General features: G+C 54.5%; 24 protein-coding genes. 16 read left to right on the top strand and 8 right to left on the bottom strand.

All coding sequences use genetic code 11. From position 1 onward, the window contains the following. The first annotated feature begins 3 nt into the window (after positions 1 to 3). The 12 genes from bamA to tilS all read left to right on the top strand — a co-directional run bounded on the left by bamA (position 4) and on the right by tilS (position 15,687). A complete protein-coding gene (bamA, locus tag AC0TNG_RS13195; RefSeq protein WP_024907525.1) occupies positions 4 to 2,421 on the top strand; it encodes an outer membrane protein assembly factor BamA in 2,418 nt (805 codons plus the stop codon). A gap of 122 nt (positions 2,422 to 2,543) precedes the next feature. Continuing rightward, complete coding sequence (skp, locus tag AC0TNG_RS13190) at positions 2,544 to 3,038, top strand: molecular chaperone Skp (protein WP_008501902.1); 495 nt, start codon at positions 2,544 to 2,546, stop codon at positions 3,036 to 3,038. A gap of 3 nt (positions 3,039 to 3,041) precedes the next feature. Further along, positions 3,042 to 4,067, top strand: a complete 1,026-nt coding sequence (gene lpxD / locus AC0TNG_RS13185; RefSeq protein WP_032644136.1) for a UDP-3-O-(3-hydroxymyristoyl)glucosamine N-acyltransferase — start codon at positions 3,042 to 3,044, stop codon at positions 4,065 to 4,067. Between the two features lie 102 nt (positions 4,068 to 4,169). Beyond that, positions 4,170 to 4,625 (top strand): 3-hydroxyacyl-ACP dehydratase FabZ, encoded by a 456-nt coding sequence (gene fabZ, locus AC0TNG_RS13180; protein WP_010426706.1) that lies wholly within the window; start codon positions 4,170 to 4,172, stop codon positions 4,623 to 4,625. A 3-nt stretch (positions 4,626 to 4,628) separates the two neighbouring features. Beyond that, positions 4,629 to 5,417, top strand: a complete 789-nt coding sequence (gene lpxA, locus AC0TNG_RS13175) for an acyl-ACP--UDP-N-acetylglucosamine O-acyltransferase (protein WP_248166041.1) — start codon at positions 4,629 to 4,631, stop codon at positions 5,415 to 5,417. Further along, positions 5,417 to 6,565, top strand: a complete 1,149-nt coding sequence (gene lpxB / locus AC0TNG_RS13170) for a lipid-A-disaccharide synthase (protein ID WP_473712512.1) — start codon at positions 5,417 to 5,419, stop codon at positions 6,563 to 6,565. The genes lpxA and lpxB overlap by 1 nt, the downstream gene beginning before the upstream one ends. After that, positions 6,562 to 7,158, top strand: coding sequence for a ribonuclease HII (gene rnhB, locus AC0TNG_RS13165; protein WP_473712511.1), 597 nt, complete (start codon positions 6,562 to 6,564; stop codon positions 7,156 to 7,158). The genes lpxB and rnhB overlap by 4 nt, the downstream gene beginning before the upstream one ends. Positions 7,159 to 7,196: 38 nt before the next feature. Beyond that, complete coding sequence (gene dnaE / locus AC0TNG_RS13160; protein WP_024907529.1) at positions 7,197 to 10,679, top strand: DNA polymerase III subunit alpha; 3,483 nt, start codon at positions 7,197 to 7,199, stop codon at positions 10,677 to 10,679. A 12-nt stretch (positions 10,680 to 10,691) separates the two neighbouring features. After that, positions 10,692 to 11,651, top strand: coding sequence for an acetyl-CoA carboxylase carboxyl transferase subunit alpha (gene accA / locus AC0TNG_RS13155; RefSeq protein WP_008501895.1), 960 nt, complete (start codon positions 10,692 to 10,694; stop codon positions 11,649 to 11,651). 100 nt (positions 11,652 to 11,751) lie between these two features. Beyond that, positions 11,752 to 13,884: a lysine decarboxylase LdcC gene (locus AC0TNG_RS13150; RefSeq protein ID WP_473712510.1), complete on the top strand. Its 2,133-nt coding sequence runs from the start codon at positions 11,752 to 11,754 to the stop codon at positions 13,882 to 13,884. A gap of 65 nt (positions 13,885 to 13,949) precedes the next feature. Next, positions 13,950 to 14,339 (top strand): VOC family protein, encoded by a 390-nt coding sequence (locus AC0TNG_RS13145; protein WP_032649725.1) that lies wholly within the window; start codon positions 13,950 to 13,952, stop codon positions 14,337 to 14,339. Positions 14,340 to 14,397: 58 nt separating this feature from the next. Further along, a complete protein-coding gene (gene tilS, locus AC0TNG_RS13140; RefSeq protein ID WP_048990385.1) occupies positions 14,398 to 15,687 on the top strand; it encodes a tRNA lysidine(34) synthetase TilS in 1,290 nt (429 codons plus the stop codon). A 28-nt stretch (positions 15,688 to 15,715) separates the two neighbouring features. Here tilS and rof read toward each other — a convergent pair whose 3' ends face one another. Both rof and AC0TNG_RS13130 read right to left on the bottom strand, forming a co-directional pair. Next, positions 15,716 to 15,976 carry a Rho-binding antiterminator gene (gene rof / locus AC0TNG_RS13135; RefSeq protein WP_024907532.1) on the bottom strand — a complete coding sequence of 87 codons (261 nt, stop codon included), beginning with the start codon at positions 15,974 to 15,976 and terminating at the stop codon, positions 15,716 to 15,718. After that, positions 15,963 to 16,163, bottom strand: coding sequence for a YaeP family protein (locus AC0TNG_RS13130; protein WP_008501889.1), 201 nt, complete (start codon positions 16,161 to 16,163; stop codon positions 15,963 to 15,965). The genes rof and AC0TNG_RS13130 overlap by 14 nt, the downstream gene beginning before the upstream one ends. A gap of 196 nt (positions 16,164 to 16,359) precedes the next feature. On the opposite strand from AC0TNG_RS13130, the gene AC0TNG_RS13125 reads away from it, so the two are divergent. From AC0TNG_RS13125 to nlpE, 3 genes are read left to right on the top strand one after another with little or no spacing between them, the layout of a single operon-like run. Beyond that, the gene (locus AC0TNG_RS13125) at positions 16,360 to 16,905 is read left to right on the top strand and encodes a YaeQ family protein (RefSeq protein ID WP_473712509.1); all 546 of its coding nucleotides are present in this window, start codon (positions 16,360 to 16,362) and stop codon (positions 16,903 to 16,905) included. Then, a complete protein-coding gene (gene arfB, locus AC0TNG_RS13120) occupies positions 16,902 to 17,324 on the top strand; it encodes an alternative ribosome rescue aminoacyl-tRNA hydrolase ArfB (RefSeq protein ID WP_024907534.1) in 423 nt (140 codons plus the stop codon). Before AC0TNG_RS13125 ends, arfB begins: the two co-directional genes overlap by 4 nt. Positions 17,325 to 17,358: 34 nt before the next feature. After that, the gene (gene nlpE, locus AC0TNG_RS13115; RefSeq protein WP_248166050.1) at positions 17,359 to 18,057 is read left to right on the top strand and encodes an envelope stress response activation lipoprotein NlpE; all 699 of its coding nucleotides are present in this window, start codon (positions 17,359 to 17,361) and stop codon (positions 18,055 to 18,057) included. A 47-nt stretch (positions 18,058 to 18,104) separates the two neighbouring features. Here nlpE and proS read toward each other — a convergent pair whose 3' ends face one another. The 6 genes from proS to metN form a co-directional block, all read right to left on the bottom strand. After that, positions 18,105 to 19,823 (bottom strand): proline--tRNA ligase, encoded by a 1,719-nt coding sequence (proS, locus tag AC0TNG_RS13110; protein WP_111963984.1) that lies wholly within the window; start codon positions 19,821 to 19,823, stop codon positions 18,105 to 18,107. A 112-nt stretch (positions 19,824 to 19,935) separates the two neighbouring features. Next, positions 19,936 to 20,643 carry a tRNA (N6-threonylcarbamoyladenosine(37)-N6)-methyltransferase TrmO gene (gene tsaA, locus AC0TNG_RS13105; protein ID WP_032649713.1) on the bottom strand — a complete coding sequence of 236 codons (708 nt, stop codon included), beginning with the start codon at positions 20,641 to 20,643 and terminating at the stop codon, positions 19,936 to 19,938. Next, a complete protein-coding gene (gene rcsF, locus AC0TNG_RS13100) occupies positions 20,640 to 21,044 on the bottom strand; it encodes an Rcs stress response system protein RcsF (protein WP_032649711.1) in 405 nt (134 codons plus the stop codon). Before rcsF ends, tsaA begins: the two co-directional genes overlap by 4 nt. A 106-nt stretch (positions 21,045 to 21,150) precedes the next feature. Then, positions 21,151 to 21,966, bottom strand: coding sequence for a methionine ABC transporter substrate-binding lipoprotein MetQ (gene metQ / locus AC0TNG_RS13095; RefSeq protein ID WP_014168729.1), 816 nt, complete (start codon positions 21,964 to 21,966; stop codon positions 21,151 to 21,153). A 40-nt stretch (positions 21,967 to 22,006) separates the two neighbouring features. After that, on the bottom strand, positions 22,007 to 22,660 hold the full coding sequence (locus AC0TNG_RS13090) for a methionine ABC transporter permease MetI (protein ID WP_014168730.1): 654 nt from the start codon (positions 22,658 to 22,660) through the stop codon (positions 22,007 to 22,009). Then, the gene (gene metN, locus AC0TNG_RS13085) at positions 22,653 to 23,684 is read right to left on the bottom strand and encodes a methionine ABC transporter ATP-binding protein MetN (protein ID WP_048990396.1); all 1,032 of its coding nucleotides are present in this window, start codon (positions 23,682 to 23,684) and stop codon (positions 22,653 to 22,655) included. Before metN ends, AC0TNG_RS13090 begins: the two co-directional genes overlap by 8 nt. Before the next feature lie 188 nt (positions 23,685 to 23,872). Here metN and gmhB point away from each other — a divergent pair, with 188 nt between their 5' ends. Then, entirely contained in the window at positions 23,873 to 24,439 is a 567-nt protein-coding gene (gene gmhB / locus AC0TNG_RS13080; protein ID WP_473712508.1) for a D-glycero-beta-D-manno-heptose 1,7-bisphosphate 7-phosphatase, read from the top strand. The last annotated feature ends 266 nt before the right edge of the window (positions 24,440 to 24,705 follow it).

Below are 24,705 nucleotides of genomic sequence, written 5' to 3'. Positions count from 1 at the left end.
ACGATGGCGATGAAAAAGTTGCTCATAGCGTCGCTGCTGTTTAGCAGCGCCACCGTATACGGTGCTGACGGGTTCGTAGTGAAAGACATTCATTTCGAAGGCCTCCAGCGTGTCGCCGTTGGTGCGGCCCTCCTCAGTATGCCTGTACGCCCCGGCGATACGGTTAATGATGATGATATCAGTAACACCATCCGTGCTCTGTTTGCCACCGGCAACTTTGAGGATGTCCGCGTCCTGCGCGATGGTGATACGCTGCTGGTACAGGTAAAAGAACGTCCAACGATCGCCAGTATCACTTTCTCCGGTAACAAGTCGGTGAAAGATGACATGCTCAAGCAAAACCTTGAAGCATCCGGTGTTCGTGTGGGGGAATCCCTGGACCGCACAACCCTTTCAGATATTGAAAAAGGTCTGGAAGACTTCTACTACAGCGTCGGTAAATACAGTGCCAGCGTGAAAGCGGTTGTCACTCCGCTGCCGCGCAACCGTGTTGACCTGAAGCTGGTCTTCCAGGAAGGTGTTTCTGCGAAGATCCAGCAGATCAACATTGTCGGCAACCACGCGTTCAGCACCGACGAACTGATCTCCACCTTCCAGCTGCGCGATGAAGTGCCATGGTGGAACGTGGTAGGCGATCGCAAATACCAGAAACAGAAACTGGCGGGCGACCTTGAAACTCTGCGCAGCTACTATCTCGATCGTGGCTATGCGCGTTTCAACATCGACTCGACTCAGGTAAGCCTGACGCCGGACAAGAAAGGGATCTACATCACGGTCAACATCACTGAAGGCGAGCAGTACAAGCTTTCGGGTGTTGAGGTGAGTGGTAACCTGGCCGGGCATTCTGCTGAAATCGAATCGCTGACCAAAATTCAGCCAGGCGACCTGTATAGCGGTTCCAAGGTAACCAAAATGGAAGACAGCATTAAGAAGCTGCTCGGCCGCTATGGTTATGCCTATCCGCGCGTACAGACTCAGCCTGAAATCAATGACGCGGATAAAACCGTTAAGCTGCACGTGAATGTTGACGCGGGCAACCGTTTCTACGTGCGTAAGATCCGCTTCGTCGGTAACGACACCTCCAAAGATTCCGTTCTGCGTCGCGAAATGCGTCAGATGGAAGGCGCATGGTTGGGTAGCGACCTCGTTGATCAGGGTAAAGAGCGTCTGAACCGTCTGGGCTATTTTGAAACGGTGGATACCGATACCCAGCGCGTACCGGGCAGCCCGGATCAGGTTGATGTCGTTTATAAAGTGAAAGAGCGCAACACCGGTAGCTTCAACTTCGGTGTGGGCTACGGTACCGAGAGCGGCGTCAGCTTCCAGGTCGGCGTGCAGCAGGATAACTGGCTGGGTACGGGTTACTCTGTCGGGATTAACGGCACCAAAAACGACTACCAGACCTACTCTGAGTTCTCTGTAACGAACCCATACTTCACCGTTGACGGTGTGAGCCTGGGCGGTCGTATCTTCTATAACGACTTTAAAGCAGACGATGCGGATCTGTCTTCTTACACCAACAAGAGTTACGGTGTGGACGGTACGCTTGGCTTCCCGGTTAACGAATACAACACCCTGCGTGCGGGCTTAGGTTACGTGCATAACGACCTGTCCAATATGCAACCGCAGGTGGCGATGTGGCGTTACCTGGACTCCATTGGTCAGTCAACCAGCAAAACTGGTCATGACAATGGCTTCGCTGCGGATGACTTCACCTTTAACTACGGCTGGACCTACAACCGTCTTGACCGTGGTTACTTCCCAACGGAAGGTTCTCGCGTCAACCTGAACGGTAAAGTGACCGTGCCGGGCTCCGATAACGAGTTCTATAAGGTCACGCTGGATACCGCGTCCTACTTCCCGATCGATGACGATCATAAGTGGGTGGTTCTGGGTCGTACCCGCTGGGGCTACGGCGACGGTTTAGGCGGCAAAGAACTGCCGTTCTATGAAAACTTCTATGCCGGTGGTTCCAGTACCGTTCGTGGCTTCCAGTCCAACAACATTGGTCCGAAAGCGGTTTACTACGGCGGGAACGACAAAGATAACTGTGATAAGTCTTCCTCTTCGGAAGTCTGTAGCTCTAATGATGCGGTGGGCGGTAACGCCATGGCCGTTGCCAGCCTGGAGTTCATCACGCCAACGCCGTTTATCAGCGATAAATATGCGAACTCGGTCCGTACGTCCTTCTTCTGGGATGCCGGTACCGTATGGGATACCAACTGGCAGAATACTGCTCAGATGCGCGCAGAAGGCATTCCTGACTACAGCGATCCGAGCAATATTCGCATGTCTGCCGGTATCGCATTACAATGGATGTCACCGCTGGGACCGTTGGTCTTCTCTTACGCCCAGCCGTTTAAGAAATATGATGGAGATAAGTCGGAGCAATTCCAGTTTAACATTGGTAAAACCTGGTAATAATCCGCTGCAAAGGAATGCGTTGGCAGTGTAGCGCTGACAACTGGCGATCGGTAACACGGTCGCCTTGCCACGCAAAGAACGGTACCTTCTGGTGCCAATGGGATGGTAAGGAGTTAATTGTGAAAAAGTGGTTATTAGCTGCAGGTCTCGGTTTAGCGATGGCAACTTCTGCTCAGGCAGCAGACAAAATTGCAATCGTCAACATGGGTAATTTGTTCCAGCAGGTTGCACAGAAAACAGGTGTTTCTGCGACTCTGGAAAACGAATTCAAAGGCCGTGCAAGCGAACTGCAGGGTATGGAAAACGATCTTCAGTCCAAAATGCAGCGTCTGCAGCGTGATGGTTCTACCATGAAGGCAAGCGACCGCAGCAAGCTGGAAAAAGACGTAATGGCTCAGCGCCAGGCGTTCTCTCAGAAAGCGCAGGCTTTCGAGCAGGATCGTCAGCGTCGTTCTAACGAAGAACGCGGCAAGCTGGTGACTCGCATTCAGACCGCTGTTAAAGCAGTGGCTGCCGATCAGAGCATCGATCTGGTTGTTGATGCGAACGCCGTCGCTTTCAACAGCAAAGATGTTAAAGACATCACTGCTGATGTTCTGAAACAGGTTAAATAAGTAATGCCTTCAATTCGACTGGCTGATTTAGCTCAGCAGTTGGATGCAGAATTACACGGTGATGGCGATATCGTCATCACCGCTGTTGCGTCCATGCAATCTGCTAAAGCTGGCACGATTACCTTCATGGTAAGCCCTAAGTACCGTGAGCAACTGGCTCAATGCCAGGCGTCAGCTGTTGTACTGACGCAGGACGATCTTCCATTTGCCACTGTAAGCGCGCTGGTAGTGAAAAACCCCTACCTGACGTATGCACGCATGGCTCAAATTCTTGATACCACGCCGCAACCGGCCCAGAACATTGCTGCCAGCGCAGCGATTGATGCGACGGCCAGGCTGGGTAACAACGTCGCCGTTGGGGCGAATGCGGTTATCGAATCCGGCGTTGTGCTGGGCGATAACGTCGTCATTGGCCCAGGCTGCTTCGTTGGGAAAAATACGAAAATCGGCGCAGGGACCCGTTTGTGGGCCAATGTGTCCGTTTATCATGACGTTGAAATTGGCGAAAACTGCCTCGTCCAGTCCAGCACCGTGATTGGTTCTGATGGCTTTGGTTACGCTAACGATCGCGGTAACTGGGTGAAGATCCCACAGCTTGGTCGCGTTATTATTGGCGATCGCGTGGAGATCGGCGCCTGTACCACCATTGACCGTGGCGCGCTTGACGACACGATCATTGGCAATGGTGTTATCATCGATAACCAGTGCCAGATTGCGCATAACGTTGTGATTGGCGACAATACCGCGGTTGCGGGTGGCGTCATCATGGCGGGCAGCCTGAAAATTGGCCGTTATTGCATGATTGGCGGTGCGAGCGTGATTAATGGCCATATGGAAATCTGCGACAAGGTGACCGTGACGGGAATGGGCATGGTAATGCGTCCTATCACTGAACCTGGCGTTTATTCCTCAGGCATTCCGCTACAGCCCAACAAGGTATGGCGTAAAACAGCAGCTCTGGTGATGAACATTGATGATATGAGCAAGCGCCTCAAGTCTCTTGAGCGTAAGATCGATCAACAAGACTAAGCGTCATCCGTTTAACGCTATTTTTCCCGGCCTGTCGGCTTTCTAATAAACCGGCAGGCCGTGTTATTATTGTTATCAGTACATTTTGACAGGAAGAGTATTTTGACTACTGACACTCATACTCTGCATATTGAAGAGATTTTAGAACTTCTGCCGCACCGCTACCCGTTTCTGCTGGTAGACCGCGTGCTGGATTTTGAAGAAGGTCGTTTTCTGCGCGCAGTGAAAAATGTTTCCGTGAACGAGCCGTTCTTCCAGGGGCACTTCCCTGGTAAGCCTATCTTCCCGGGTGTGTTGATTCTGGAAGCGATGGCTCAGGCTACCGGTATTCTGGCGTTTAAAAGCGTCGGCAAACTGGAGCCAGGTGAGCTGTATTACTTCGCGGGTATTGATGAAGCGCGCTTTAAGCGCCCTGTCGTGCCTGGTGATCAGATGATCATGGAAGTCACTTTTGAAAAAACGCGTCGTGGCCTGACTCGCTTCAAAGGCGTAGCACTGGTTGACGGTAAAGTTGTTTGCGAAGCGACGATGATGTGTGCTCGTAGCCGGGAGTCCTGATACGTGATTGATAAATCCGCCTTTATTCATCCTACCGCGATTGTGGAAACTGGTGCCATCATTGGTGCTAACGTCCACATTGGCCCGTTTTGTATTGTTGGACCCCATGTCGAAATTGGTGAGGGTACAGTACTGAAATCTCACGTTGTCGTGAATGGTCATACGACCATTGGCTGCAATAACGAGATCTATCAGTTCGCCTCCATCGGCGAAGTTAACCAGGATCTGAAATATGCTGGTGAGTCGACCCGTCTGGAAATTGGCGATCGTAACCGTATTCGCGAAAGCGTCACCATTCATCGTGGAACAGTACAGGGTGGTGGGTTGACGAAGGTGGGCAGCGATAACCTGTTTATGGTTAATGCGCATATCGCGCACGACTGTACCGTGAGTGACCGCTGTATTCTTGCCAACAACGCAACGCTGGCAGGACACGTATCGGTTGATGACTTCGCAATTATTGGCGGCATGACCGCAGTCCATCAGTTCTGCATCATTGGTGCGCACGTGATGGTTGGCGGCTGCTCCGGTGTGGCGCAGGACGTCCCACCGTATGTGATTGCGCAGGGCAACCATGCCACGCCGTTTGGCGTGAACATCGAAGGCCTCAAGCGTCGTGGTTTTAGCCGCGAAGCGATTACTGCCATCCGCAACGCGTACAAACTGCTGTACCGTAGCGGTAAAACGCTGGAAGAGGCGAAGCCGGAAATTGCCGAGCTGGCGAATAAGCACCCGGAGGTGAACGCGTTCATGGAATTCTTTGACCGTTCAACAAGGGGTCTGATTCGTTAATGGTCGACAGTCGTCCGCTTACGATAGCCCTGGTCGCCGGAGAAACCTCCGGCGATATTCTTGGTGCAGGTCTCATCCGCGCGCTTAATGCGCGTGTACCCAACGCTCGCTTTGTCGGCGTTGCTGGCCCGCTGATGCAGGCCGAAGGCTGTGAAGCCTGGTATGAAATGGAAGAGCTGGCCGTGATGGGCATCGTTGAGGTACTGGGACGGCTCCGCCGTTTGCTGCACATTCGTGCCGATCTCACCCGCCGTTTTACCGAACTCAAACCCGATGTGTTTGTCGGTATCGATGCACCTGATTTTAACATTACCCTCGAAGGGAATCTGAAAAAGCAGGGCATAAAAACCATTCACTACGTCAGTCCGTCCGTCTGGGCGTGGCGACAGAAACGCGTTTTCAAAATTGGACGGTCCACCAACCTGGTGCTGGCTTTTCTGCCTTTCGAAAAAGCGTTTTACGACAGATTTAATGTTCCGTGCCGTTTTATCGGTCATACCATGGCGGATGCGATGCCATTGGATCCGGATAAAAACGCGGCGCGCGACGTGCTGGGCATCCCCCATGATGTGCATTGTCTGGCACTGCTGCCAGGCAGCCGTGGTGCAGAAGTGGAGATGCTGAGCGCCGATTTCCTCAAAACAGCGCAAATTCTTCGCCAGAGCTATCCCGACCTTGAAGTGGTTGTTCCGCTGGTGAATGCCAAACGCCGCGAGCAGTTTGAGCGCATCAAAGCGGAAGTCGCCCCGGATCTCCACGTCCGTCTTCTGGACGGCAAAGGGCGAGAAGCGATGTATGCGAGCGATGCCGCATTGCTGGCTTCCGGCACGGCGGCGCTGGAATGTATGCTGGCGAAATGCCCGATGGTGGTCGGTTACCGCATGAAGCCGTTCACCTTCTGGCTGGCAAAACGTCTGGTGAAAACGGATTATGTCTCCCTGCCAAACCTGCTTGCCGGACGCGAGCTGGTGAAAGAGCTGCTGCAGGATGAGTGCCAGCCGCAGGCGCTTGCCGATGCACTGCTGCCGCTGCTGGCAAACGGCAAGACCAGCCACCAGATGCACGATACCTTCCGCGAACTGCATCAACTGATCCGCTGTAATGCTGATGAGCAAGCGGCGGATGCGGTGCTGGAGCTAGCAAAATGATGGAATTTGTTTATCCTCACACTCGCCTTGTGGCGGGCGTGGACGAAGTGGGCCGTGGTCCGTTAGTGGGGGCTGTGGTGACCGCCGCGGTGATCCTCGATCCGGCTCGCCCGATTATCGGGCTGAACGACTCAAAAAAACTGTCTGAAAAGTGCCGGCTGGCACTGTTTAGTGAGATTCAGGAGAAGGCGCTGGCCTGGAGCCTGGGGCGCGCTGAACCGCATGAAATTGACGAACTGAATATTTTGCATGCCACAATGCTGGCGATGCAGCGTGCGGTAGCGGGTTTGAAAATTTCCCCGGAATATGTCCTGATTGACGGTAACCGCTGTCCTGCATTGCCCATGCCTTCAATGGCGGTCGTCAAAGGCGATAGCCGGGTCGCAGAAATCAGCGCAGCTTCTATTATTGCCAAAGTGACGCGCGACGCTGAAATGGCCGCGCTGGACCTCACTTACCCTCAGTATGGTTTCGCCCAGCATAAGGGGTATCCCACTCCTTTCCATCTGGAAAGGCTGGCTGAACATGGCGCAACCGAACACCACCGTCGCAGCTTTGGCCCGGTGAAGCGCGCGCTGGGACGGGTGTCCTGAATCAATACGCAAGCAATTAAGTAACGCGGAATCTGAAGATGGCTGAACCACGTTTCGTACACCTGCGGGTGCATAGCGACTACTCCATGATCGATGGGCTGGCGAAGACCGGGCCGCTGGTAAAAAAGGCGGCCTCCCTTGGCATGCCCGCGCTGGCGATCACCGATTTTACCAACCTGTGTGGCCTGGTGAAGTTCTACGGAACGGCGCATGGCGCAGGGATGAAGCCCATCGTCGGCGCAGATTTTCATGTGCAGAGCGATCTCATCGGCGATGAAATGACGCAAATCTCCGTGCTGGCGATGAACAACACGGGCTATCAAAACCTCACTCTGCTTATCTCAAAAGCCTACCAGCGTGGATACGGTGCGCTGGGGCCGTGGATCGACCGTGACTGGCTGGCTGAGCTGAACGAAGGGCTGCTGCTGATCTCCGGTGGCCGTATGGGCGATGTCGGCAAATGCCTGCTGCGCGGCAATAGCGCGCTGGTGGATCAATGCCTCTCGTTCTATGAAGAGTATTTCCCGGACCGTTATTATCTGGAGCTGATCCGCACCGGCCGTCAGGACGAAGAGAACTATCTTCATGCCGCTGTGGCACTTGCAGAAGAGCGTGGGTTGCCTGTGGTGGCTACCAACGACGTGCGGTTCCTTGAGCCGGGGGATTTTGACGCGCACGAAATTCGCGTGGCGATCCACGATGGCTTCACGCTGGACGATCCTAAACGACCGCGCAACTACTCATCGCAGCAGTACATGCGCAGCGAAGAGGAGATGTGTGAGCTCTTTTCCGATATCCCGGAAGCGCTGGAAAACAGCGTAGAGATTGCCAAGCGCTGTAACGTTACCGTCCGCCTTGGCGAGTACTTCCTGCCGCAGTTCCCGACAGGAGACATGACCACGGAAGATTTCCTGGTCGCAAAATCAAAAGAAGGTCTGGAAGAGCGTCTGGAGTTTCTGTTCCCGGATGAGGCCGTTCGCAAAGAGAAGCGGCCGCCGTACGATGAACGCCTGGACATTGAACTCCAGGTGATCAACCAGATGGGCTTCCCGGGCTACTTCCTGATCGTCATGGAGTTTATCCAGTGGTCGAAGGATAACGGCGTACCGGTCGGACCGGGCCGAGGCTCCGGTGCTGGGTCGCTTGTGGCCTATGCGCTTAAAATTACCGACCTCGATCCGCTGGAATTCGACCTGCTGTTCGAACGTTTCCTTAACCCGGAACGTGTTTCCATGCCCGACTTTGACGTCGACTTCTGCATGGAGAAACGTGACCAGGTGATCGAGCACGTCGCCGATATGTACGGCCGTGATGCGGTATCGCAGATTATTACGTTCGGTACGATGGCGGCGAAAGCGGTTATCCGTGACGTCGGCCGCGTGCTGGGCCACCCGTACGGGTTTGTCGATCGCATCTCTAAACTGGTACCGCCCGATCCGGGCATGACGCTGGCAAAAGCCTTTGAGGCTGAACCACAGCTGCCGGAAATCTACGAAGCGGACGAAGAAGTCAAAGCGCTGATCGACATGGCGCGCAAGCTGGAAGGCGTCACGCGTAACGCCGGTAAGCATGCGGGGGGCGTAGTTATCGCCCCGACCAAAATTACCGACTTTGCGCCGCTCTACTGCGACGAAGCGGGTCAGCACCCGGTTACCCAGTTCGATAAGAACGACGTAGAATACGCCGGGCTGGTGAAGTTCGACTTCCTTGGTCTGCGTACGTTGACCATCATTAACTGGGCGCTGGAGATGATCAACGCCCGCCGCGAGAAGAACGGCGAGCCGCCGTTGGATATCGCGGCCATCCCGCTGGATGACAAGAAAAGTTTCGACATGCTCCAGCGCTCGGAGACCACCGCCGTCTTCCAGCTGGAATCGCGCGGCATGAAAGATCTGATTAAGCGCCTGCAGCCCGACTGCTTCGAAGATATGATCGCGCTGGTAGCCCTGTTCCGTCCGGGCCCGCTACAGTCAGGGATGGTAGATAACTTTATCGACCGTAAGCACGGGCGCGAAGAGATTTCCTACCCGGACGTTCAGTGGCAGCATGAAAGCCTGAAGCCGGTGCTGGAGCCCACCTACGGCATCATCCTGTACCAGGAACAGGTTATGCAGATCGCCCAGGTGCTTTCCGGCTATACCCTCGGCGGCGCGGACATGCTGCGTCGTGCGATGGGTAAGAAAAAGCCGGAAGAGATGGCCAAGCAGCGAGGTACTTTCGAAGAAGGCGCGAGAAAAAACGGCGTTGATGGTGAACTGGCGATTAAGATCTTTGACCTGGTTGAGAAATTCGCCGGGTACGGATTTAACAAATCCCACTCCGCCGCCTATGCTTTGGTGTCGTACCAAACGCTGTGGCTGAAAGCGCACTATCCTGCTGAATTTATGGCGGCGGTAATGACGGCCGATATGGACAACACCGAGAAGGTGGTGGGCCTGGTGGACGAGTGCTGGCGCATGGGGCTGAAGATCCTGCCGCCGGACATTAACTCGGGGCTCTACCACTTCCACGTCAACGACGACGGAGAGATCGTTTACGGGATCGGCGCGATCAAAGGCGTGGGTGAAGGTCCGATCGAGGCGATCATCGAAGCGCGTAACAACGGTGGGTATTTCCGCGAGCTGTTCGATCTTTGCGCCCGCACCGATACCAAAAAACTGAACCGTCGCGTGCTGGAAAAACTGATCATGTCCGGCGCGTTTGACCGGCTGGGGCCGCACCGCGCCGCGCTGATGAATTCCCTCGGCGATGCGCTGAAAGCGGCGGATCAGCATGCAAAAGCGGAAGCCATTGGTCAGGCGGATATGTTCGGGGTGCTGGCGGAAGAGCCGGAGCAGATCGAGCAATCTTACTCCAACTGCCAGCCGTGGCCAGAACAGGTGGTACTGGATGGCGAGCGTGAGACGTTAGGCTTGTACCTGACGGGGCACCCGATCAACCAGTACATCAAAGAAATTGAGCGCTATGTCGGCGGCCACAGGCTTAAAGACATGCATCCGACAGAACGTGGTAAAATCACCACGGCTGCGGGGCTCGTGATTGCTGCAAGGGTTATGGTCACCAAGCGCGGCAATCGTATCGGCATCTGTACGTTGGATGACCGTTCCGGGCGTCTGGAGGTGATGTTGTTCACCGACGCGCTGGATAAATACCAGCAATTGCTGGAAAAAGACCGCATACTTATCGTCAGCGGACAGGTCAGCTTTGATGACTTCAGTGGGGGGCTTAAAATGACCGCCCGCGAAGTGATGGACATTGACGAAGCCCGGGAAAAATATGCTCGCGGGCTTGCTATCTCGCTGACGGACAGGCAAATTGATGACCAGCTTTTAAACCGACTCCGTCAGTCTCTGGAACCCCACCGCTCGGGGACAATTCCAGTACATCTCTACTATCAGAGGGCGGATGCACGTGCGCGGTTGCGCTTTGGTGCAACGTGGCGTGTCTCTCCGAGCGATCGTTTACTGAACGATCTCCGTGGCCTCATTGGTTCGGAGCAGGTGGAACTGGAGTTTGACTAATACAGGAATACTATGAGTCTGAATTTCCTTGATTTCGAACAGCCGATTGCTGAGCTGGAAGCGAAAATCGATTCTCTGACAGCGGTAAGCCGTCAGGATGAAAAACTGGATATTAACATCGACGAAGAAGTGCATCGTCTGCGCGAGAAAAGCGTAGAGCTGACGCGCAAAATCTTTGCCGATCTCGGCGCATGGCAGGTGGCCCAGCTGGCTCGCCATCCACAGCGTCCGTACACCCTGGATTATGTCCGCCTGGCGTTTGACGAATTTGACGAACTGGCAGGCGATCGCGCATACGCTGACGATAAAGCTATCGTTGGCGGTATCGCGCGTCTGGACGGACGCCCGGTGATGATCATTGGTCATCAGAAAGGTCGTGAAACCAAAGAGAAAATCCGTCGTAACTTTGGTATGCCAGCACCAGAAGGCTACCGCAAAGCCCTGCGTCTGATGGAGATGGCTGAGCGTTTCAACATGCCAATCATCACCTTCATCGATACCCCGGGTGCATACCCTGGCGTGGGCGCGGAAGAGCGCGGTCAGTCTGAAGCCATCGCGCGCAACCTGCGCGAGATGTCTCGTCTGAAGGTGCCGGTCATCTGTACCGTTATCGGCGAGGGTGGTTCCGGCGGTGCGCTGGCGATTGGCGTGGGCGATAAAGTGAATATGCTGCAGTACAGCACCTATTCCGTTATCTCCCCGGAAGGCTGCGCGTCCATTCTGTGGAAAAGCGCCGACAAAGCGCCGCTGGCTGCAGAAGCAATGGGTATCATTGCGCCACGCCTGAAAGAGCTTAAGCTGATCGATTCCATCATCCCGGAACCGCTGGGTGGTGCACATCGTAAGCCGGAAGTGATGGCGGCTTCTCTGAAAGCGCAGCTGCTGGCTGACCTGGCGGATCTGGACGTGCTGAGCAAAGAGGATCTGCTCAACCGCCGTTACCAGCGTCTGATGACCTACGGTTACGCGTAAGCTTCACAATTATCTGAAAAGCCGCACACTGTTGCGGCTTTTTTTATACCTGCGGTTTAGCCGGACTATGCTTAGCTAATGTTTTTTAAGGAGGAAGCCCATGAATATCATTGCCATTATGGGGCCGCACGGCGTCTTTTATAAAGATGAGCCGATTAAGGAGCTGGAGCAATCCCTGCAGTCGCGCGGGTATCAGCTAATCTGGCCGCACAACAGCGCCGACCTGCTGAAGTTCATCGAGCATAACCCGCGTATCTGCGGCGTGATCTTCGACTGGGATGAATATGATCTCGAACTGTGCAGCGACATCAACAAGCTGAACGAATACCTCCCGCTGTATGCGTTTATTAATACCCACTCCACCATGGACGTCAGCGCCAATGATATGCGTATGGCGCTGTGGTTCTTTGAATATTCCCTCGGCGTGGCGGACGATATTGCGACCCGAATTCAGCAATACACGAATGAATATCTCGATAACATTACGCCACCGTTTACCCGGGCGCTTTTCACCTACGTGAAGGAGGGGAAATATACCTTCTGTACGCCGGGTCATATGGCGGGTACGGCTTATCAAAAAAGCCCGGTGGGCTGCCTGTTCTATGATTTCTTTGGTGGCAACACGCTGAAAGCGGACGTGTCGATTTCAGTCACCGAATTAGGCTCTCTGCTGGATCACACCGGCCCGCATCTGGAAGCCGAAGAGTATATCGCCCGCACCTTTGGCGCAGAGCAGAGCTATATGGTGACCAACGGCACCTCGACCTCGAACAAAATCGTCGGGATGTACGCCGCGCCTGCTGGCAGCACCCTGCTGATTGACCGTAACTGCCATAAATCGCTGGCTCACCTGCTGATGATGAGCGACGTCGTACCGCTCTGGCTGTCACCCACGCGTAACGCGCTCGGTATACTTGGCGGCATTCCGCGCCGGGAGTTCACGCATGAAGCCATTGAAAGCAAGGTCGCGTCAGTGCCTGGCGCAGGCTGGCCCGTCCATGCGGTGATCACCAACTCGACCTATGACGGTCTGCTATACAATACAGACTGGATCAAAAAGGCGCTGGACGTACCGTCTATCCACTTTGATTCCGCATGGGTACCGTATACCAACTTCCACCCGATATACGCGGGTAAAAGCGGCATGAGCGGTGAACGCGTGCCGGGTAAAGTGTTCTTCGAAACGCAGTCGACGCACAAAATGCTGGCGGCGTTTTCCCAGGCTTCGCTTATCCACATCAAAGGTGAGTACGACGAAGACACGTTCAACGAAGCCTTTATGATGCACACTACCACTTCACCGAGCTATCCGCTGGTGGCCTCTATTGAAACGGCCGCGGCGATGCTGCGCGGCAACCCGGGCAAACGTCTCATCAACCGTTCGGTGGAGCGCGCGCTGCATTTCCGCAAAGAGGTTCAGCGGCTGAAAGATGAAGCCGACGGCTGGTTCTTTGATATCTGGCAGCCGGAAGAGATTGATGAGGCGGAGTGCTGGCCCGTCTCGCCCGGCGAAGACTGGCATGGCTTCCGGGATGCAGATAGCGACCATATGTTCCTCGACCCGGTAAAAGTAACAATCCTGACGCCGGGCATGGATGAGCAGGGCAAGATGAGTGAAGAAGGTATTCCGGCCGCGCTGGTCGCGAAATTCCTTGATGAACGGGGTGTGGTGGTGGAAAAAACCGGCCCCTATAACCTGCTGTTCCTGTTCAGTATTGGTATTGATAAAACGCGGGCGATGGGGTTGTTGCGCGGTCTGATGGAGTTTAAGCGCGCCTACGATCTTAACCTGCGGGTGAAGAACATGCTGCCGGATCTCTACGCGGAGGATCCTGACTTCTATCGCAATATGCGTATTCAGGATCTGGCCCTGGGGATCCATAGGTTGATCCGTCAGCACGATCTGCCGCGTCTGATGCTTCAGTCGTTCGATGTGTTACCGGAGATGAAATTAACCCCGCACAAGGCTTGGCAGCGCCAGGTGAAAGGGGAGGTCGAAACCGTCGAACTGGAAAATCTGGTCGGGCGCGTATCGGCCAACATGATCCTGCCTTACCCGCCGGGCGTTCCGCTCCTGATGCCAGGAGAGATGATTACCGAGGAGAGTCGGGCCGTGCTCGATTTCCTGCTGATGCTCTGTTCGGTAGGGCGTCACTATCCCGGTTTTGAGACGGATATTCACGGTGCGAAGCGCGATGAGAACGGCGTTTACTGGGTGCGAGTCCTAAAATAAGGGTGACCGCTTGCAAGGTGCGGGTTTTCGGTTGTAACGTTCAGGCATCATAAAAAGGAGAAGCTATGCTGGGTTTAAAAGCTGTTCATCATATTGCGATCATTGCGACCGATTACGCGAAAAGTAAGGCCTTCTACTGCGACATCCTGGGCTTTACGCTCATGAGCGAGGCCTACCGTGAAGAGCGCGACTCCTGGAAGGGCGATCTGGCGTTAAACGGGCAGTATGTGATTGAGCTGTTCTCTTTTCCTTTTCCGCCTGCGCGTCCGTCCCGTCCGGAAGCATGCGGCCTGCGCCACCTTGCCTTCAGCGTCGATGATCTGGATTGCGCAGTCAAACATCTGGAAGCGCACGGCGTGACGTGTGAAGCGATCCGCGTCGATCCGTTCACCGACAAGCGCTTTACCTTTTTCAACGATCCGGACGGCCTGCCGCTGGAGCTTTATCAGCAGTAATCTTCGTCCTGTGTGATAATGCCCGCTCAGTTCGGGCATTTTTTATGTGTAATTCCCTATGACCTTACCCGCTATCGCACACGCCGTTTCACCGTACCGCCAGCTGCTGGTGGGGTTTAGCGGTGGCCTGGATTCCACCGTTCTGCTCCATCGTCTTAAACGCTGGCGCGACCGGGAACCTGACGTCCAGCTTCGGGCGATGCATATTCACCACGGATTAAGTCCTCACGCAGAGGAGTGGGTGGCGCACTGCGAAGCCTTGTGTGCGGCCTGGGCTATCCCGTTCATCGTTGAGCGCGTCACGCTTGCGGAGGAAGGGCTGGGCATCGAGGCGCAGGCGCGTAAAGCCCGATATGCCGCGTTTGCCGGGGCGTTACGTTCTGGAGAAGCGCTGGTCACGGCCCAGCATCTGGACGATCAGTGTGAAACCTTTCTGCTGGCGCTTAAGCGGGGCAGCGGACCGGCGGGGCTGTCAGCCATGCCGGCGCGTTCTGCATTTGCCGGCACAACGTTACTGCGTCCGCTACTCGGCGAGACGCGTGCCTCGCTTGAGGCCTGGGCGCGAGAACATCATCTGAGCTGGATTGACGATGAGAGCAACCAGGATGACGGCTATGACCGTAACTTTCTGCGTCTGCGCGTCCTCCCGCTTTTAAGCGAGCGCTGGCCGCATTTCGCCGACGCGACGGCAAGAAGCGCCATGCTGTGCGCCGAACAGGAATCGCTGCTGGACGAGCTGTTGAGCGACGAGCTAGCTGAACTGATTTCTAAAGACGGAGCGCTGGCCATTGCACCGCTGACAGCGATGAGCCCGGTGCGTCGCGCCGCACTGATACGACGCTGGCTGGCCTGTCATCACGCTGCGATGCCGTCGCGGGCGATGCTGAGCCGCATCTGGGACGAAGTCGCGCTGGCGCGGGATGATGCTTCCCCGTGTGTCCACCTGAACGGTTTTGACGTAAGACGCTATAAAGGGGAACTCTGGTGGATAAAATCCACGCCCTCACTGACCGATGTGGTGCTCGACTGGCTTTCACCTGACGCACCGCTGGTATTGCCCTGTGAGGCAGGACGCGTCTCTCTCCTGCCGTCTGGTCATGTGAGGTTGCCGAAGCCCGGTGAACCGGTCACCGTGCGCTTTAAGGCTGGCGGAATGCTGCATATCGTCGGGCGCAACGGGGGGCGGAAGCTGAAGAAAATATGGCAGGAGTGTAACGTGCCGCCGTGGCTGCGCGACACCACGCCACTGCTGTTCTACGGTGAAACGCTTATCGCTGCGGCAGGAGTTTTCATCACGGAAGAGGGGTGGTCAGAAGAGGGTGCCAGGTTTGAGTGGCAGAAAGCGTAACGGGCAGCCTGGCTGCCCGTTAATGTCATCAGGATTCGCTCACCACGACGGTGCCGATTTGCGGGTGGCTGAAGCTGGCTATTTTATCCAGACGCAGCTCACGCGTCGCACCGGCATCTTCCACTATCAGGTATTCCACATTCTTACGTGAAACCAGATCGTTGGCTTTCGCCTTCAACACTTCGCCATCTTTTAGCTCCAGCGTCAGTAATAAATGATGCTGGCAGGCGAGTTCGAGGTTGTCATAGTCATCACAATTGATGGGTTGATAAGTATCATTCATCGACATAATCGCTCACCAGTAAATTCGCCGCAGCATACGCTGCTTTTTCCCTGACCGACTCTGAAAGGCTCTCATCAGAGGCCACTTCATTAAGCACTTTCAATACACAGCCCAACGCGTCCGGGACATACCCCAGATCTCCGCTGGCGATTTCCGCATACCGTTTGCGAATTAACTCACAATAATTATTCACATCCCCTCCCGCCAGCGCACTGACTTACTGTGAGATATCATTAAGCCTACGAAGATAAACTCGGTTTAGCAAGGTGACTATACCATACTCATTTAAGCAATATCAGCGCCTTGATAGCGGTGTATTTATTACCCCGTAACAGCCTTTTGCCGCGGTTTTCGCTACAATGGGCGCCTGATTCGAATGGAGTTCTCTCATGGCGCTGAAAGCGACAATTTATAAAGCAGTGGTCAATGTGGCCGATCTGGATCGCAACCAGTTTCTGGACGCCTCGCTGACGCTGGCACGCCACCCCTCCGAAACCCAGGAGCGTATGATGCTGCGCCTGCTGGCGTGGATGAAGTATGCCGACGAGCGTCTGCAGTTTACCCGTGGCTTAAGCGCAGAAGACGAGCCTGAAGCCTGGCTGCGCAACGATCATCTGGGTATCGATTTGTGGATCGAACTCGGACTGCCGGACGAGCGCAGAATTAAGAAGGCCTGCACCCAGTCCGCTGAAGTGGCCTTATTCGCGTATAATCAGCGCGCTGCGGAGATCTGGTGGCAGCAAAACAAGAGCAAGTGCGGACAGTTTAAAAATCTTACGGTCTGGTATCTGGATGATGAGCAACTGGCGCAGCTGAGCGAGTTTGCCAGCCGGACCATGGTATTGCAGGCGACGATTCAGGACGGTGCAATCTGGCTTTCTGATTCTCAGAATAATCTGGAAATTCATTTGGCGGCGTGGCAACCGGCCTCATGATCGTCTTGTCCCGAAGCGTCAGCATTCCTGACAACGAGCTGGAGATCACCGCTATCCGTGCACAGGGGGCCGGTGGGCAGCACGTCAACAAGGCGTCGACGGCTATCCATTTGCGTTTTGACATTCGGGCCTCAAGCCTGCCAGAGTATTATAAAGAAAGTCTGCTTGCCGCCAGCCACCACCTGATCACCAGCGATGGTGTGATTGTGATTAAAGCCCAGGAGTACCGTAGCCAGGAGCTCAACCGGGAAGCGGCGATAGCCAGGCTGGTGGCGGTCATCAAAGAGTTAACGGCAGTACAAAAAAGCCGCCGGGCAACGCGGCCAACCCGCGCATCGAAAGAGCGTCGTTTGTCCTCGAAGGCCCAAAAATCCACAGTGAAAGCACTACGCGGTAAAGTTCGTCGCCCGACAGAGTGACGAAAGGGAACACACTTTTCATAAGGAATTCATTGTGAAAAAAGCATTATGGTCAGCGCTGGCAGTGAGTACGCTGTTTGCGCTTTTCGGGTGTAACAACCGCTCCGAAACGCAGGTTTTACAACCCACGCAAACGGAAGAATTAAAACCGATGCAGCAGAGCTGGCGTGGCGTATTGCCTTGCGCGGACTGTGAAGGCATTGAAACGTCCCTGTTCCTGCAAAAAGACGGCACCTGGGTAATGAACCAGCGCTATCAGGGTGCGAAAGAACCTTCTTCTTTTGCGACTTATGGAACATGGGCACGTACGGCGGAGAAGCTGGTCCTGACCGATACCACCGGTGAGAAAACCTGGTTCCGTCCTAAAGGTGACAGCATGGAGATGCTCGACCGCGAAGGTAACCCTATTCAATCCCAGTTAAACTACACGCTGGCGCCGGTGAAAGCGGCCCTGCCTGCCACACCGATGGCAATGCGGGGGATGTACTTCTATATGGCGGATGCGGCGATCTTTACCGACTGCGCAACCGGCAAGAAGATCAGCGTGGCAAACAATGCGCAGCTTGAACGTGATTACGCTGTGGCGCGCGGCAATGACAGCAAGCCGGTATTGCTGACGGTGGACGGTCACTTTACGCTGGAGCCAAACCCGGATAGCGGAGAGATGGTGAAAACGCTGGTGGCAGATAAAGACGCGAAATTTATTGCGGGCAAAGATTGTAACAGCAAATAAGCTGACGTAGCGCCATTAAAAAACCCCGCCTGAGCGGGGTTTTTTGTTTAGCCTTTGATGGCTTTCACCAGGTAATCAAGAATGTCGCCGGTCTTGATCATCTGTTTTTCGCCGCTGCGACGGTATTTGTATTCAATCTCGTCGCTGTCGAGGTTACGGTCGCCGATAACGACGGTGTGTGGGATACCGATCAGTTCCATATCGGCAAACATCACGCCCGGGCGCTCTTTACGGTCATCCATCAGCACTTCGATACCCTGAGCGCGCAGCTCGGCATAAAGCTTCTCGGCCAGCTCCTGCACGCGGTAAGACTTGTGCATGTTCATTGGCAGAATAGCAACCTGGAACGGCGCGATGTTGTCCGGCCAGACGATGCCGCGCTCGTCGTAGTTCTGCTCAATGGCGGCAGCTACCACGCGCGTCACCCCGATCCCGTAGCAACCCATGGTCAGGATCTGGTTACGGCCATCTTCACCCTGAACGGCGGCGTTCAGCGCGCGCGAGTATTTATCGCCCAGCTGGAAGATGTGACCCACTTCGATACCGCGCTTGATCATCAGGGTACCCTGGCCGTCCGGGCTTGGATCGCCTGCTACCACGTTGCGGATGTCAGCCACTTCCGGCGTCGCCACGTCGCGATCCCAGTTGATGCCGAAGTAGTGTTTACCGTCGATGTTCGCACCGGCGGAGAAGTCGCTCATCGCGGCTACCGTGCGGTCAATAACAACCGGAACCGGCAGATTGACTGGACCCAGTGAACCTGGACCCGCATTCACCACGGCGCGGATTTCCGCTTCCGTCGCGAACGTCAGCGGGCTGGCTACCTGCGGCAGCTTCTCGGCTTTCACTTCGTTCAGCTCGTGATCGCCACGCACCAGCAGGGCAACCAGCGGGTAAGCGCTCCCTTCGGTGGATTTCACCAGCAGGGTCTTAACGGTTTTTTCGATCGGCAGATTGAACTGCTCAACCAGCTCGGCAATGGTTTTCGCGTTTGGCGTATCAACCAGCGTCATCTCTTGCGTTGCCGCAGCACGCGGTTCTTTTGGTGCCAGCGCTTCTGCAAATTCGATGTTCGCGGCGTAATCAGAGGAGTCAGAGAAGATCACATCGTCTTCACCGCTCTGCGCCAGAACCTGGAATTCATGGGATGCGCTACCGCCGATGGAGCCGGTATCAGCCTGCACAGCGCGGAAGTCCAGACCCATGCGGGAGAAGATTTTGCTGTATGCCGCGTACATTGCGTCGTACGTCTCTTGCAGGGATTCCTGAGAGGTATGGAAAGAGTAGGCATCTTTCATCAGGAATTCGCGAGAGCGCATGACGCCGAAACGTGGGCGAACTTCGTCACGGAACTTGGTCTGGATCTGGAAGAAGTTCAGCGGCAGCTGTTTGTAAGAGCTCAGCTCATTACGAATCAGGTCGGTAATGACTTCTTCATGCGTTGGGCCGAGAACGAACGGACGCTCGCCGCGATCGACGAAGCGCAGCAGTTCTGGGCCATATTGTTCCCAACGGCCACTCTCCTGCCACAGGTCAGCGGGCTGAACCACAGGCATGGACACCTCGATAGCACCGGCGTTGTTCATCTCTTCACGCACGATGTTTTCGACTTTTTTCAGGACGCGCACGCCGGTCGGCAGCCAGGTGTATAACCCGGAGGCCAGCTTGCGGATCATCCCGGCGCGCAGCATCAGCTGATGGCTGATCACTTCGGCGTCGGCAGGCGTCTCCTTCAGAGTGGAGAGCAGATATTGGCTAGTACGCATGTTGTTACGGTTCCATTTCGACGATTGGAACAGGCTGAAACACCAGCCTGACACAAAAAAAGTGGTTTAGTTTACCAGTGTGGCAAAGATGCCAAAAGAGAGGAGAACAAAATTACCTGGGTTCAAGGGCAAACACTTCAAAACCTGCTCCGGTGACGCGCCAGCGAACGTTAAAATCAAGCAGCCAGACGGCGTATGATTTTCCTGCTTCCTCTTCTTTACGGTAGGCCGGACGCGGGTCCTGTGCCAGAACTTCGGTGATGAAATCCCGTAAGCGAGGATAGCGTTTCTCCAGTTGACCGAGCTGCGCGGTTATCTCAGGCGTAAAATAAACAGGCATGTCCGCCTGCGGTGCGTCCTGAGCATAACTTGCACGCGCGTCCGGGAGGGCTTCGGCGAAGGGCAAATAGGGTTTGATATCGATAACCGGCGTGCCGTCGACCAGATCCAGGCTACCTAACTCCAGTATCACCCGATCTTTCTGGCAGCGTATGCCTTTCAGTTCAACCAGCGACATGCCAACCGGATTTGGGCGGAAGGTCGAGCGCGTTGCAAACACGCCCATTCTCGCATTTCCGCCAAGACGAGGAGGGCGCACGGTAGGACGCCAGCCGCCTTCCATCGTCTGGTGAAACACGAACACCACCCATAAATGGCTGAAAGCCTCGAGCCCGCGTACCGCATCGGCCTGATTGTAAGGCGCAATCAGGTGAAGCTCACCGCGTCCACTGGTGACAAGACCGGGCTGGCGGGGGACGGCGAACTTCTCTTTATAGGGAGAGTGGATAACGCCTATCTGCTCGAACTGAAATGCACTCATTTCGCCGTGATGTTCAACGCAGAACCGATGCAAACCGCCTGACGGTAGCAACCCGGCGTGCCGCTGGTGACTTCGCAGCTGTGCAGCAGGACCGCGTTAGCTTTCATTTTTGCGGCATTGATCTGCATGCGTTTACGCGCTGTCGGAATATTCGGTGGTGAGTCCTGATTGGTCGCCTGACAGGAATCGCCGCTTACTTCGCCCAGTTCACGGAACGGTTTACCGACGAGTTCGTCCGCTTTCGTGATAATGCGAACTGGCGCAGGGCGAACCACTTTTGGTTTCGCAGGCTCTGTTTTTGGCGGGGTTGCCGTGCTTTGAACGGGTTCAACGGGAGATCTGCTTAGCATTGAACAGCCGCTCAGCATGAGTGCTAAAAGACAGATCGGTAAAGCACGCATAATATTTCCTCAATGGATAATCAAAACGTCAGATATTGAATCAGTTGACTGCACAAATGACAAGACGGGCATAAGCCCGTCCTGATGATATTACACTGAGGTGAGATTACCAGCCTTTAACAGCGCCACCGTTAAACACTTTGTTGGCTTCCTGGTAAACTTCATCAGACTGATAAGCCTGAACGAATTTCTTCACGTTTTCCGCGTCTTTATTGTCTTCGCGAGTCACGATCAGGTTAACGTACGGGGAATCTTTATCTTCAACGAAGATACCGTCTTTGGCTGGCGTCAGGCCAATCTGGCTGGCGTAAGTGGTGTTGATAACGGCCAGGGCAATTTGGGCATCGTCCAGAGAACGTGGCAGCTGAGGCGCTTCCAGTTCAACAATTTTCAGATTTTTCGGGTTCTCGGTGACATCCAGAACGGTTGGCAGCAGGCCAACACCGTCTTTCAGTTTGATCAGACCAACTTTCTGCAGCAGCAGCAGGGAGCGACCAAGGTTGGTTGGGTCGTTAGGCACGGCTACCTGAGAGCCCGGCTGCAGTTCGTCCAGCGATTTAATTTTCTTAGAGTAACCGGCAATTGGATAAACGAAGGTGTTACCGACACCCACCAGTTTATAGCCACGATCTTTGATCTGCTGGTCCAGGTATGGCTTATGCTGGAAGGCGTTCGCGTCGATATCGCCTTTGCTCAGCGCTTCGTTCGGCAGAACGTAATCGTTGAAGGTCACCAGCTCAACGTCCAGGCCATATTTCTCTTTTGCCACTTTCTGAGCAACTTCAGCAACCTGCTGTTCTGCACCCACGATAACGCCCACTTTAATGTGGTTTGGATCCTTTTCGTCCTGACCGCAACCCACCAGTGCCAGAGAGCCGATCAGCGCGCCTACTGCTGCAAAGGTCTTTAATTTAAACGCCATGTTTTATCCTTAACTCGTAGAGTTTGTGTTGTGTGTAACGTTATTTGTGAGTAACGGTCCGGACGATGCGATCGCCAGAGAACTGGATTAAGTAAACCAGAACAACCAGCAATACCAGAACGGTATTCATCACGGTAGCGTTATATCCAATATAGCCGTACTGGTAACCAATCTGACCTAAACCGCCCGCGCCAACTGCACCACCCATTGCCGAATAACCGACCAGGGTGATGAGCGTGATGGTTGCCGCATTCACCAGGCCTGGCAGTGCTTCCGGGAGCAGGACTTTGCGCACGATCTGCATCGGTGTTGCGCCCATCGCGCGGGAAGCTTCGATCAAACCGGTTGGAATTTCCAGCAGGGCGTTTTCCACCATACGGGCGATAAACGGCGCAGCCCCTACGGTCAGCGGAACGATCGCTGCCTGCAGACCGATAGACGTTCCGACGATCACGCGGGTAAACGGAATCATCCACACCAGCAGAATAATGAAGGGGATAGAACGGAAGATGTTCACCAGCGCAGAGAGCGTACGGTACAGTTTCGCGTTCTCAATGATTTGACCCGGACGCGTTACGTACAGCAATACGCCGACCGGCAGGCCAATCACAAAACCAAAGAAGCCAGAGACAAAGGTCATTGCCAGCGTTTCCCAAACGCCGCGAACCAGCAGCCACATCATCGGCTCAGACATAACCCAGTACCTCTACTTTTACATGGTGTTCTTGCAGCCAGGCAATCGCGGCCTGGGTTTCTTCTTGTGTGCCGTGCATTTCTGTCAGCATGATGCCGAACTTCACGCCACCGGCGTAATCCATCTGCGCGCTGATGATGTTGTTGTTCACGTTAAAGCGACGCGCGGTTTCGGAAAGCAGGGGAGCGTCAACGGACTGACCGGTGAACTCCATGCGCAGCATCGGGACGCTGTCTGCGGTGGATTCGGTTTTCAAACGCTCCAGATAGTCTTCCGGAATATCGAGATGCAGGGTGGACTGGATGAACTGCTGTGCCAGCGGCGTCTTCGGATGCGAGAACACTTCACTTACTGTGTCCTGCTCGATCAGTTCACCATTGCTGATGACCGCCACGCAGTCGCAGATGCGTTTCACCACGTCCATCTCGTGCGTAATAAGGAGGATCGTCAGGCCCAGGCGACGGTTAATGTCTTTCAGCAGTTCCAGAATCGAACGCGTGGTGGCCGGATCCAGTGCGCTGGTGGCTTCATCACACAGCAGTACCTTAGGATTGCTTGCCAGCGCGCGGGCAATGGCCACACGCTGTTTTTGCCCACCGGACAGATTTGCCGGGTAGCTATCATGTTTATCGCCCAGACCCACGAGGTCGAGCAGCTCGGTGACGCGACGCTTCACTTCTTCTTTCGGCGTGTTATCCAGCTCAAGCGGTAAGGCAACATTGCCGAACACGGTGCGGGAGGCCAGCAGGTTAAAGTGCTGGAAAATCATGCCAATCTGACGACGCGCTTTGGTGAGTTCTTTTTCTGAAAGGGCGGTAAGTTCCTGGCCGCCAACTTCTACGCTGCCCTGGGTTGGGCGCTCAAGCAGGTTAACACAACGGATCAGCGTGCTTTTACCTGCACCCGATGCGCCAATGACGCCATAAATTTGACCAGCAGGAACATGCAGACTGACGTTGTTCAGCGCCTGAATGGTTCGGTTCCCCTGCTGGAACACTTTGGTGATATTGGAAAGTTTAATCATTAGATTATTTTTATCGTATGTAAGTTAGCCGTGGCATTTTCTTCTGCCAGATACGGGTGATGACCGTAAACAAAACGGATGTTAAGGCATCCAGACGTCTAAATCAATCCAACTCTGTATGATGAGCACTTTATTGCGCTGCGATTCATGAGATACTAGTCGAACATGCCTTTTTCAGGAGCAAACCGGTGGCAAAATCAGTACCCGCAATTTTTCTCGATCGTGACGGCACTATTAATGTGGATCACGGTTATGTCCATGAGATTGATGAGTTCGAGTTTATCGAGGGCGTAATAGATGCCATGCGCCAGCTGAAAGAGATGGGCTATGCGCTGGTAGTTGTAACGAACCAGTCCGGTATTGCACGCGGTAAATTCACCGAAGCGCAGTTCGAGACGCTGACGGAATGGATGGACTGGTCGCTGGCCGACCGCGGCGTGGATCTCGACGGCATCTATTATTGTCCGCACCACCCGCAGGGAACGGTAGAAGCGTATCGCCAGACCTGTGATTGCCGTAAGCCGCATCCGGGGATGTTCATCTCTGCGCAGGAGTTCCTGCACATTGATATGTCTGCTTCTTATATGGTGGGCGATAAACTGGAAGATATGCAGGCAGCAGCAGCAGCGGGTGTAGGGACCAAAATATTAGTCCGCACCGGTAAGCCAGTAACGCAAGAAGCAGAAAATGCAGCGGATTGGGTGATTAATAGTCTGGCCGATCTGCCAAAAGAGATTAAAAAGCACCAAAAATAGCCTTTTTGGCGAAAAGATGAGCGGTTGAAATAAAAATGCATTTTTCCGCTTGTCATTCCTCGGCGGCCCCCTATAATGCGCCTCCATCGACACGGCGGATGTGAATCACTTCACAAACAACCCGGTCGGTTGAAGAGAAAAAATCCTGAAATAACGGGTTGACTCTGAAAGAGGAAAGCGTAATATACGCCACCTCGCAACGGTGAGCGAAAGCCGCGTTGCACTGCTCTTTAACAATTTATCAGACAATCTGTGTGGGCACTCAA

The sequence above is a fragment of the Enterobacter sp. PL_is514 genome, from assembly GCF_055816715.1.
Note: the sequence above shows the minus strand (reverse complement) of the source record. Positions and strands in the feature narration are given on the sequence as shown.

Excerpts from the sequence above, each read along its gene's own strand:
- tsaA (WP_032649713.1), bottom strand. The coding sequence starts at position 20,643 with ATGAGTGCATTTCAGTTCGAGCAGATAGGCGTTATCCACTCTCCCTAT.
- dnaE (WP_024907529.1), top strand. The coding sequence starts at position 7,197 with ATGGCTGAACCACGTTTCGTACACCTGCGGGTGCATAGCGACTACTCC.
- rof (WP_024907532.1), bottom strand. The coding sequence starts at position 15,976 with ATGTCGATGAATGATACTTATCAACCCATCAATTGTGATGACTATGAC.
- rcsF (WP_032649711.1), bottom strand. The coding sequence starts at position 21,044 with ATGCGTGCTTTACCGATCTGTCTTTTAGCACTCATGCTGAGCGGCTGT.
- AC0TNG_RS13145 (WP_032649725.1), top strand. The coding sequence starts at position 13,950 with ATGCTGGGTTTAAAAGCTGTTCATCATATTGCGATCATTGCGACCGAT.
- AC0TNG_RS13125 (WP_473712509.1), top strand. The coding sequence starts at position 16,360 with ATGGCGCTGAAAGCGACAATTTATAAAGCAGTGGTCAATGTGGCCGAT.
- accA (WP_008501895.1), top strand. The coding sequence starts at position 10,692 with ATGAGTCTGAATTTCCTTGATTTCGAACAGCCGATTGCTGAGCTGGAA.
- AC0TNG_RS13150 (WP_473712510.1), top strand. The coding sequence starts at position 11,752 with ATGAATATCATTGCCATTATGGGGCCGCACGGCGTCTTTTATAAAGAT.
- arfB (WP_024907534.1), top strand. The coding sequence starts at position 16,902 with ATGATCGTCTTGTCCCGAAGCGTCAGCATTCCTGACAACGAGCTGGAG.
- rnhB (WP_473712511.1), top strand. The coding sequence starts at position 6,562 with ATGATGGAATTTGTTTATCCTCACACTCGCCTTGTGGCGGGCGTGGAC.
- tilS (WP_048990385.1), top strand. The coding sequence starts at position 14,398 with ATGACCTTACCCGCTATCGCACACGCCGTTTCACCGTACCGCCAGCTG.
- proS (WP_111963984.1), bottom strand. The coding sequence starts at position 19,823 with ATGCGTACTAGCCAATATCTGCTCTCCACTCTGAAGGAGACGCCTGCC.
- lpxB (WP_473712512.1), top strand. The coding sequence starts at position 5,417 with ATGGTCGACAGTCGTCCGCTTACGATAGCCCTGGTCGCCGGAGAAACC.
- lpxD (WP_032644136.1), top strand. The coding sequence starts at position 3,042 with ATGCCTTCAATTCGACTGGCTGATTTAGCTCAGCAGTTGGATGCAGAA.
- metN (WP_048990396.1), bottom strand. The coding sequence starts at position 23,684 with ATGATTAAACTTTCCAATATCACCAAAGTGTTCCAGCAGGGGAACCGA.
- bamA (WP_024907525.1), top strand. The coding sequence starts at position 4 with ATGGCGATGAAAAAGTTGCTCATAGCGTCGCTGCTGTTTAGCAGCGCC.
- AC0TNG_RS13090 (WP_014168730.1), bottom strand. The coding sequence starts at position 22,660 with ATGTCTGAGCCGATGATGTGGCTGCTGGTTCGCGGCGTTTGGGAAACG.
- metQ (WP_014168729.1), bottom strand. The coding sequence starts at position 21,966 with ATGGCGTTTAAATTAAAGACCTTTGCAGCAGTAGGCGCGCTGATCGGC.